Source organism: Kitasatospora sp. NPDC056783, assembly GCF_042789895.1.
Lineage (GTDB): Bacteria > Actinomycetota > Actinomycetes > Streptomycetales > Streptomycetaceae > Kitasatospora.
On sequence record NZ_JBHUAF010000390.1, the window covers coordinates 1 to 8,194 of the forward strand.

The 8,194-nt window shown below is 72.1% G+C and carries 4 protein-coding genes and 1 pseudogene; all 5 read left to right on the plus strand.

All coding sequences use genetic code 11. The features are described 5' to 3' along the window. The first annotated feature begins 75 nt into the window (after positions 1–75). Positions 76–3,084 (plus strand): lantibiotic dehydratase, encoded by a 3,009-nt coding sequence (locus ACFRMQ_RS34530; RefSeq protein WP_380734732.1) that lies wholly within the window; start codon positions 76–78, stop codon positions 3,082–3,084. Beyond that, complete coding sequence (locus ACFRMQ_RS34535; RefSeq protein WP_380734733.1) at positions 3,081–4,340, plus strand: lanthionine synthetase C family protein; 1,260 nt, start codon at positions 3,081–3,083, stop codon at positions 4,338–4,340. Before ACFRMQ_RS34530 ends, ACFRMQ_RS34535 begins: the two co-directional genes overlap by 4 nt. Before the next feature lie 15 nt (positions 4,341–4,355). After that, positions 4,356–6,434 carry a methyltransferase, FxLD system gene (gene fxlM / locus ACFRMQ_RS34540; RefSeq protein ID WP_380734734.1) on the plus strand — a complete coding sequence of 693 codons (2,079 nt, stop codon included), beginning with the start codon at positions 4,356–4,358 and terminating at the stop codon, positions 6,432–6,434. A gap of 5 nt (positions 6,435–6,439) precedes the next feature. Continuing rightward, positions 6,440–7,567 carry a hypothetical protein gene (locus ACFRMQ_RS34545; RefSeq protein WP_380734736.1) on the plus strand — a complete coding sequence of 376 codons (1,128 nt, stop codon included), beginning with the start codon at positions 6,440–6,442 and terminating at the stop codon, positions 7,565–7,567. An 85-nt stretch (positions 7,568–7,652) separates the two neighbouring features. Beyond that, positions 7,653–8,059, plus strand: a pseudogene (locus tag ACFRMQ_RS34550) (transposase); the annotation flags it as partial. Positions 8,060–8,194 lie beyond the last annotated feature (135 nt).

The window sequence follows — 8,194 nt, forward strand, 5'->3', positions numbered from 1 at the left end:
GGTGGTTCCCCGGGACCTGCTCCCGGGGAACCACCCGGCCCCCTCATCGCCTCCGAAATCCCGAGGTCCGCAGCGATGCGCCCACCCGCTCCCAAGGCCGTCTACCGCGCCGCCGACGTGGCGCTCGTACGCGCCGTCGCCCGTCCTGACCTGCCAGTGCCGGCGTGGCCCGACCTCTCAGCCACCGGACCCGCCGCAGCCCTCCAACAGGCACAGTGGCTGCGGGCCCTGTGGGCCGACGCCCACCTCGTCCAGGCCCTCGAACTGGCCAGCCCGACCCTCGCCGATCGCATTGCCCAGCTGATCGGCGGTCCCCAGCCCAACCCGCGCGAAGTTCGGCGTGCCGCGCTCTCCACCGCCCGCTACCTCCTGCGCGCGGTCGGCCGTGCCACCCCGTTCGGTCGCTTCGCGGGTGTACAGGCGGCATCGTTCGGGCCGTCCTGCATCGTGCGGTGGGGCGACGGACACCACGTTGTCACCAGTGCCTCGGAGTCCCTGATCGCCCAGGCTGTCGGCCTGCTGGAGTGCCGCCCCACCGTGCTGGCACTCCTGGACGTGATGGCGAACAACACCGCTCAGGTGCGCGGCGATCGCCTCGTCGTCCCCCACCGACCCGTCCCCCGGGCCGACGGCATCACTGCCGCGGCCGAGACGACCCTGCGCCGCACCCGCCCCGTCGCCTTCGCCCTCGGCCTCGCTCGCCTTCCGATCCGCTTCCGGGAGCTGATCGACAAAGTCCACGTCGAGTTCCCCACCGCAACCGTCGAACAGGTCACCGGCATCCTGTCCGAACTCGTCGCCCAGCGTGTGCTCATCACGAGCCTGCATGCTCCGGCGACCGACCCTGACCCGCTCGGGCACCTCCTCACGGTCTTGTCGGAGATCAGCATCGAGCACGTCCCCGAGGCAGCCGAGATCCTGACGGACCTCCGGACCGCCGGCAGCCATCGTCCGGTACCCGCCGCCGACCTCCGGCTGGACGCCGACCTGGTCCTCCCTCGCTCGGTGGCCGACGAGGCCACCAGAGCCGCCCACCTGTTGGCCCGGCTCAGTGCCGCACCCAACGGCACCGCGGCGTGGCGCGCCTACCACCAGCGCTTCTACGAGCGCTACGGCCGCGGCGCCCTGGTGCCGCTGCTCGATGTGGTGGCCGACAGCGGAATCGGCTGGCCCGACGGCTACCCCGGCGCCCGGCCCGCCGATCAGCCACGCTTCGACAAGCGCGACGAGTTGCTCGCCGCCCTCGCCCAGCGGGCCACGCTCGACGACGAGCGCGAAGTCGTCGTCGACGAAGCGCTGCTGGCCTCCCTCCAGCTGGGCCCGGACGAACCCCGTCTTCCTCCGCACCTGGAGGTCATCGCGCGCGTCCACGCCCGCAGCCGGGCGGCTCTCGACCGAGGAGAGTTCCGGTTGGAGGTGGTCGCGGCGTCCCGGGCCGCCTGCGTCTCGGTCGGCCGCTTCCTCCACCTCCTCGAACCCGAGCACCGGACTGCCTTCACCACCCTGCTGGCGGACCTCCCGACGATGGACGACCACGCCGTCACCGCCCAGCTGTCGTTCCCGCCGCTGGACCCGGCCAGCGGGCACGTCACCCGCAGCCTGCCGACGGGCCAACTGGTGATCAGCCTCGCCGAACACCGCCCCGCCACTGACCGCGCCCTCGGCCCCGAGGACCTGGCGGTGGGCTGCGACGGACGGCGCATGTACCTGGCGGCACCGGCGCTCGGCGTCCGGATCGAGGCCACCGCCACCCACGCCCTCAACCTCCGCCACCACACCCCGCCGCTCGCCCGGCTGATCACCGAGCTGTCCCGTGCCCAGGCCGCACAGGTCACCCGCTTCGACTGGGGCTCGCTCCACGCGCTGCCCTTCCGCCCCCGTCTGCGGCACCGACGCGTCATTCTCTCCCCCGCCGCCTGGCGCCTCACGGCGGCCGAACTTCCCTCCCACGACGCCTCGCAGCGGCGGTGGGACGAGGCCCTCACGTCGTGGTTGACGCACCACCGCGCCCCACGGCACGTGCTGCTCGCCGCCGACAGCCAGGGCCTTCCCCTCGACCTCGACCATCCCGGCCACCGAGCCCTGCTCCGCGACCACCTCCGCTCTGCCCCGCACGCCGTCCTCGTCGAGGAACCTGACCCGGCCGACCTCGGCTGGGCCGATGGACGGGCCCACGAGATCGTCGTCCCGGTTACCGCCACCCGGACCCCGGCATGGCCACGTCTGCCCAAGCCCACCCCACACCGGGTCCTGCAGCGAGGCCACGGCGACGCCCCGGGCACTTCCCCCGTGCTCCTCGCCTCCCTCTACGGCGACCTGGAACGCCAGGACACCGTCCTCGCCCGGCACCTGCCCGACCTCCTGGCGCGACTCGGCAACCCGAAGTGGTGGTTCGTCCGCTTCCGCGACCCGCGCAACCACCTGCGGCTGCGCATCGCCCTACCCGAGCCGGGTGCCTTCGGCCCCGCCGCCACCGTGATCAGCACCTGGACCGCCGAGCTCCACCAGACCGGCCTGCTGTCCGAGGTCGTCTACCCCACTTCCTACACCGAGACCGGGCGCTGGGGCGAGGGACTGGCATGGGCAGCGGCAGAAGAAGTCTTCCGCACCGACTCCGCCGCCCTCCTCGCCCAGCTGTCCCAGACAGCGCTGCCTGGTCGACGGGCGCTGCTCGCCGCCCAGGCGGTCGCCATCACCACAGGGTTCACCGGCTCGACCTCCGCTGGACTGCGCTGGCTCGTCGACAACGTCCCTGCTCAGGCGTCGGCACCCGTGGCCAGATCGGTATTCCGCGAAGCCGTGCACCTCGCCGACCCCGCCCGCGGCTGGGCGGCGCTGCGAGCCGAACCCGGCGGTGCCGTGATCGTGGACGCCTGGTCCGCCCGCCACCGGGCCCTCGACGCCTACCAACGGCACTTCCCCGGCCCGCACACCGACGGCGTGCAGGCGGACGACGTGCTCGGCTCCCTGCTGCACTGCAACTTCGTCCGCGCACACCGCATCGACTTCGACGACGAAGCCCAAGTCCTCTACCTGGCCCGCGCCGCCGCCCTCGCCCGCCTCTCCCGGGACGGTGACCGGTGACCACCCCGCACCCCGCTGCCCAACTATCCGACCGGATCGCCGAACTCCTCGCCGACCCCGAGGTCGTAGCGTCCGCCTGGTCCTCACGCCCACAGTGGCGCCAGTCCCTCGCCCACGGCGCACCCGGCATCGCTCTGCTCCACATCGAACGCGCCGCCACCGGCCGAGGCCCATGGGAGCCGGTACGTGATTGGCTGGCCACCGCGACCAAGGGTCCGGTGACCAGCGGCCCGGACAGCTACCTGCACTACGGCGCTCCGGCCCTCGCACACGCTCTCGCCTGCGCCGCACAGACACGACCCGGCTCCTACAGCAGCGCCCTCGCCCACCTGGACAACGTCGTCGCCGGCGACACCCTGCGCCGCTGCGATGAAGCCCTCGCCCGGATCACCCGGGGCGACCTACCGGCGCTGGCCGAGTTCGACGCCATCCGCGGCCTGGCCGGCGTCGGCGCGGTGCTTCTCCGCCGCGCCCCAGACGGCGAGGCGATCCACCGGGTCCTCGGCTACCTCGTCCGCCTCACGGCCGACGTGAAACACAACGGCCGAGCACTGCCCGGCTGGTGGACCATGGACGGCCCCTCCGGCACGCCGGACGAGCGCTTCCCCGGCGGGCACGCCAACACCGGCGTGGCGCACGGCATCGCGGGCCCGCTCGCACTGCTGGCTCTCGCACTGCGCCGCGGCATCGAGGTCGACGGCCAGCGCGAGGCGATCCGCGCCGTTCTGTCCTGGCTGGAGCGCTGGCGTGACGGCCACGCCTGGCCCTACTGGATCACACCCACACACCTGAATGACCTCAACCACCGGCCGCTGGCGCCGCAGAGGCCGAGCTGGTGCTACGGCACCGCAGGCGTCGCACGCGCCCAACAACTCGCCGCCCTCGCCCTCGGCGACCAGCATCTACGCCGCGACGCCGAGCAAGCCCTCGCCACCACGCTGGCTGACCCGAAGGCGCTCGCCGCGACCACCGACCTGTCCGCCTGCCATGGCTACGCCGGGCTCGCCCACATCGCCCACCGCGCCGCCACCGACGCCCTCCCCCGCAACGCGGCCCGCCTGCGAACGGCCGCCGCACTGCTCCTCGATACCGCCCATCCGCCCCGCACCAACCCCGACGAACAGGCACACCACCTCCTGACGACGGCAGGGCCTGGGTTCCTGGAGGGTGCCGCCGGTACGGCCCTTGCTCTGCTCGCCCCCGCCACCGGCACCACGCCGGCGACCTGCTGGGACGCCTGCCTCCTGACTTCCTGACCAAGGACTCCTTCGATGACCACCGGCTGGATCCAGCACGACCTCACCTTCGCCGACCCCGGCACCGTCGAACAGATCGCCGCCCATCACCTGTCCCCCGTCCTCGCTCACGCCCAGAACTCCGGCGCGCTGGAGGACTGGTGGTACATGCGCAAGAAGGGACTACGGCTGCGCTACCGCGCCGCCGCCCCCGCCCCCGTCGTCACCGGGCTCCTGGACACCCTGGCCGACGTCGGACTCGTCTCGGGCTGGGTCACCGTGGTCTACGAACCGGAGACCGACGCGTTCGGCGGCGCCGAGGCCATGGAGATCGCCCACCGGCTCTTCCACACCGACAGCCGATGCCTCATGGCCCGCGCCGCCAAGCCCGACCCGCCCGCACTCGGCCGCAGCGAGACCTTCGTCGTGCTCGTCTCCGCCATGCTCCGCGCCGCCGGCCTCGACTGGTACGAACAGGGCGACGTCTGGGCCAAGTTCGCCGCCGAACGCCCCGCGCCTCCGCCCTTCGCACCCGAACGGGCCGCTGCCCTGACCACCACGATGCGCCGCCTCATGACCCTCGACCCCCGCCAACTCTCCCGCCCCGGAGAGCCGCTCGCCGGACACACCGACTGGGTCGACGCCTTCGAGGAGACCGGACAGAACCTCGTCCGCCTGGCCCGCGACGGCCGCCTCACCCGCGGACTGCGCGCCGTCCTCGCCCACCTGATGATCTTCCACGCCAACCGCGCCAGCGTACCCGTCGAACACCAATCCGCGGCCGCTGCACGCGCGTTGGACACCGTCTTCCATTCCGGCGAGGGCCCCACGCCCTCGCAGCCCACCATCCGCACAACCACTAGGGTCGCCCACGTGACTACTCTCAGCAACAACACTGCCACCCCCGTCGAGCAGCTGCGCAGCAGCCTCACCGACCGCCTGCTCGCCCAGGGCGCCATCCGTACCGACGCGGTCGAGGCCGCCTTCCGCACCGTCGCCCGCGAGCACTTCCTGCCCGGCTTCCCCCTGGAGACCGCCTACGCGGACAACCCCACCTACACCAAGACCGATGGGTCCGGCACCCAGATCAGCGCCGCCTCCCAGCCCGCGATCGTCGCCCTGATGCTGGAGCAACTCGGCGCCCGGCCCGGCGAGCGCGTCTTCGAGGCCGGGGCCGGGACCGGCGTCAACGCCGCCTACCTGGCCACCATCGTCGGCCCCGACGGGCGCGTCGTCGCCGTCGACGTGGACGACGACCTCGTCGACGGCGCCCGCAAGCACCTCGCGGACGCCGGGATCACCAACGTCGACGTGATCCTCGGCGACGGCGCCCTCGGCCACCCCGACGCCGCTCCGTTCGATCGGCTGATCGCCACCGTGAGCACCAGCGAAATGCCCACCACCTGGCTCCAGCAGGTCAAACGCAGCGCACGGATCGTCCTGCCCCTGCGCCTGCGCGGCACCGCCTCGCGCACCATCGCCTTCGAACGCGGCGAGAACAGCTGGGTGTCCGTCGACGACCAGCTCGCCGTCTTCATGCCGCTGCGCGGCAGCATGGACGACGCCCGCCGCACCGTCGCCCTCACCCACGAGGGCGACGTCACCCTCCAGGTCCACAAGGACCAGACCGACGCGGTCGACGCCGACCTGCTGCTCGGTATCCTCGACACCGAGCGCCACGACGTCTGGACCGGTGTCACCATCCCGGCCGGCACCACCTACGAGTACCAGGACCTGTGGCTGGCCCTCACCCTCCCCAACTCCCTCATGCGGATGAGCGTCACCGGCAACGCCCACGAACGCGGCGTGAACCCCATGTTCGGCTGGGGCGCCATGGCCACCGTGGACGACGGCTCCCTCGCCTACCTCGCCCTGCGCCCCGGCGAGCCCGGCCCCGACGGCCGCAAGACCTACGAGACCGGCGTCATCGGCCACGGCCCGACGGGCGCCGCCCTCGCCAGCCTCGTCGCCGACCAGATCCGCACCTGGAACACCGGTTTCCGCAGCCGACCCCTGCGCTTCGAACTCCCGGACACCCCCGCCACCGCGGACCCGGCCGCCGGCCGCTTCGTCCTGGACCGCCCCCACCACCCGATCACCGTCATCTGGGAGTAGCCCGCGTGCACCCGACCGGACCGATCGCCCAGCGCTTCCCGCTGGTCGCCCGTCACCGGCCCGCGTGCCTGCCGCTGAACGCCCGTGTCGGCCGGCTCACCGAGCTGGCCGACACGGCCTCCCGGCAGAACGACCCGGGCCTGGCCTCCACCGTCTTCAACCAGGCCGCCCTCCTCGCCTCCGACCTCGCCCTTCCCGACTACGCCCGCGAGCTCTGCCACCGCCACGCCGCCCTCCACCTCACCCGTGGCCCGCTCCCCACGACGAGCGCCATCCGCGGCCTGGAGCCCGTCGTCAACCTCGCCCGCCTCCACATTCGTGCCGGCCACTACCAGCGCGGCCACCAGCTCCTCCTCGACCTCTACCACGCAGTCACCACCGCCAACGAGACCGCCCTCGACGGCCTCACCGTCCCCGCCCGCCTCACCGAAACCGACCAACAGCGCCACGAAGTCCGCCAGTGGCTGTGGCGCGTCGTCATCGCCGACGGCACCCGCGCCCTCACCACCGCCGGCCGCTGGACGGACGCCCTGCACCACATCGAGAAGCACCGCGGCATCGGTCGGCGCATCCTCGACGGCCGCCAGGTAGCCGTCCTCGCCTCAATGACCAGCAATGACCTGCCCGGCGCCCTCGCCCTGCTGGCCGCCACCGAGCCGGGCGAGCCGTGGGAGGACGCCGTCACCACTGTGCTCTCCGCGCTGTGCCGCCCCGATGACCGATATGCCACCGACACGGCAATCGACCACTGCCTCGCCCTCAAGCCGAACGAGGGCCTGGCCGTATTCACCACCCGCCTCTCCCTCACCGCGATCGACGCCGCTGGCCCGGAGCCGTCTGCCGCCCGAAAGCTGATCAAGCAACTGTCCAGCCGAGCGAGTGAGATCAGTGACGGCTATGCACTGCGCGAACTCCTCGCCCACGAAGGCGTCCTCGACTATCTCGAACCCGATAGAACGACCGAGCTCGAACAGGTCCTCGCCGCCTGCGCACTGGGTTCCGCAGCCCTGCCCACGCACCTCCGCGGCAAACTGGAGGACGTCCTCGCCATCGCCCGGGAAGTGCTCGAAAGGTCCGTTCTCCCCAGTCTCGTCCCGTTCGGACACCACACGCGAGGAGCGCCATGTGCCTGAGAAAGTGTTGGGTGATTGATCAACTTCGTGACGTGATGCACTGGCGGTGATAGTCACGGGCGAGGCATCCGCGACGATCACCGCCATGTGTGTCTGCGCGTGCAAGCCTTCCTACGACTCATCGTTGACGGATGCCCAGTGGTTGGTGATCGAGCCTCTGCTGCCGGAGCGGGACCCGCGTCGGGGTGGCCGTCCTCTGAAGTTCCCGCGCAGGCTGGTTGTGGACACCGTGTTGTACGTACTGGTCAGCAGATGTGCCTGGCGGCTGGTGCCGCACGATCTCGCGACGTGGGACGTGGCCTACCGGTAGTTCCGCGCCTGGACGGCCGACGGCACGTGGAACCGGGTCCACGACGTGCTGCGCGAGCGGGTCCGGGTGACGGACGGGCGGGATCCGCAGCCTCGGCGGCGGTGTTGGACTCGCAGTCGGCCCGCAGTCACCAGGGCGGTGAGGCGATCGGCTACGACGCGGGCAAGCGCGTGCGGGGCCGCTAGGCCGTGTTTTAGAAGTCGTTGAACTGTCTGGTCGGGCCGCCGGGGCGGTTGCGGCCCGCCATCCAGATGGTTAGTCCCTTGGCGATGCGGTCAATGCTCGTCTCGGTGATGACTTCGTGCTCGCGGCGCGTG

Bases quoted from the DNA above. Each gene is read 5' to 3' on its own strand.
- ACFRMQ_RS34530 (WP_380734732.1), top strand. From the start codon at position 76: ATGCGCCCACCCGCTCCCAAGGCCGTCTACCGCGCCGCCGACGTGGCG.
- fxlM (WP_380734734.1), top strand. From the start codon at position 4,356: ATGACCACCGGCTGGATCCAGCACGACCTCACCTTCGCCGACCCCGGC.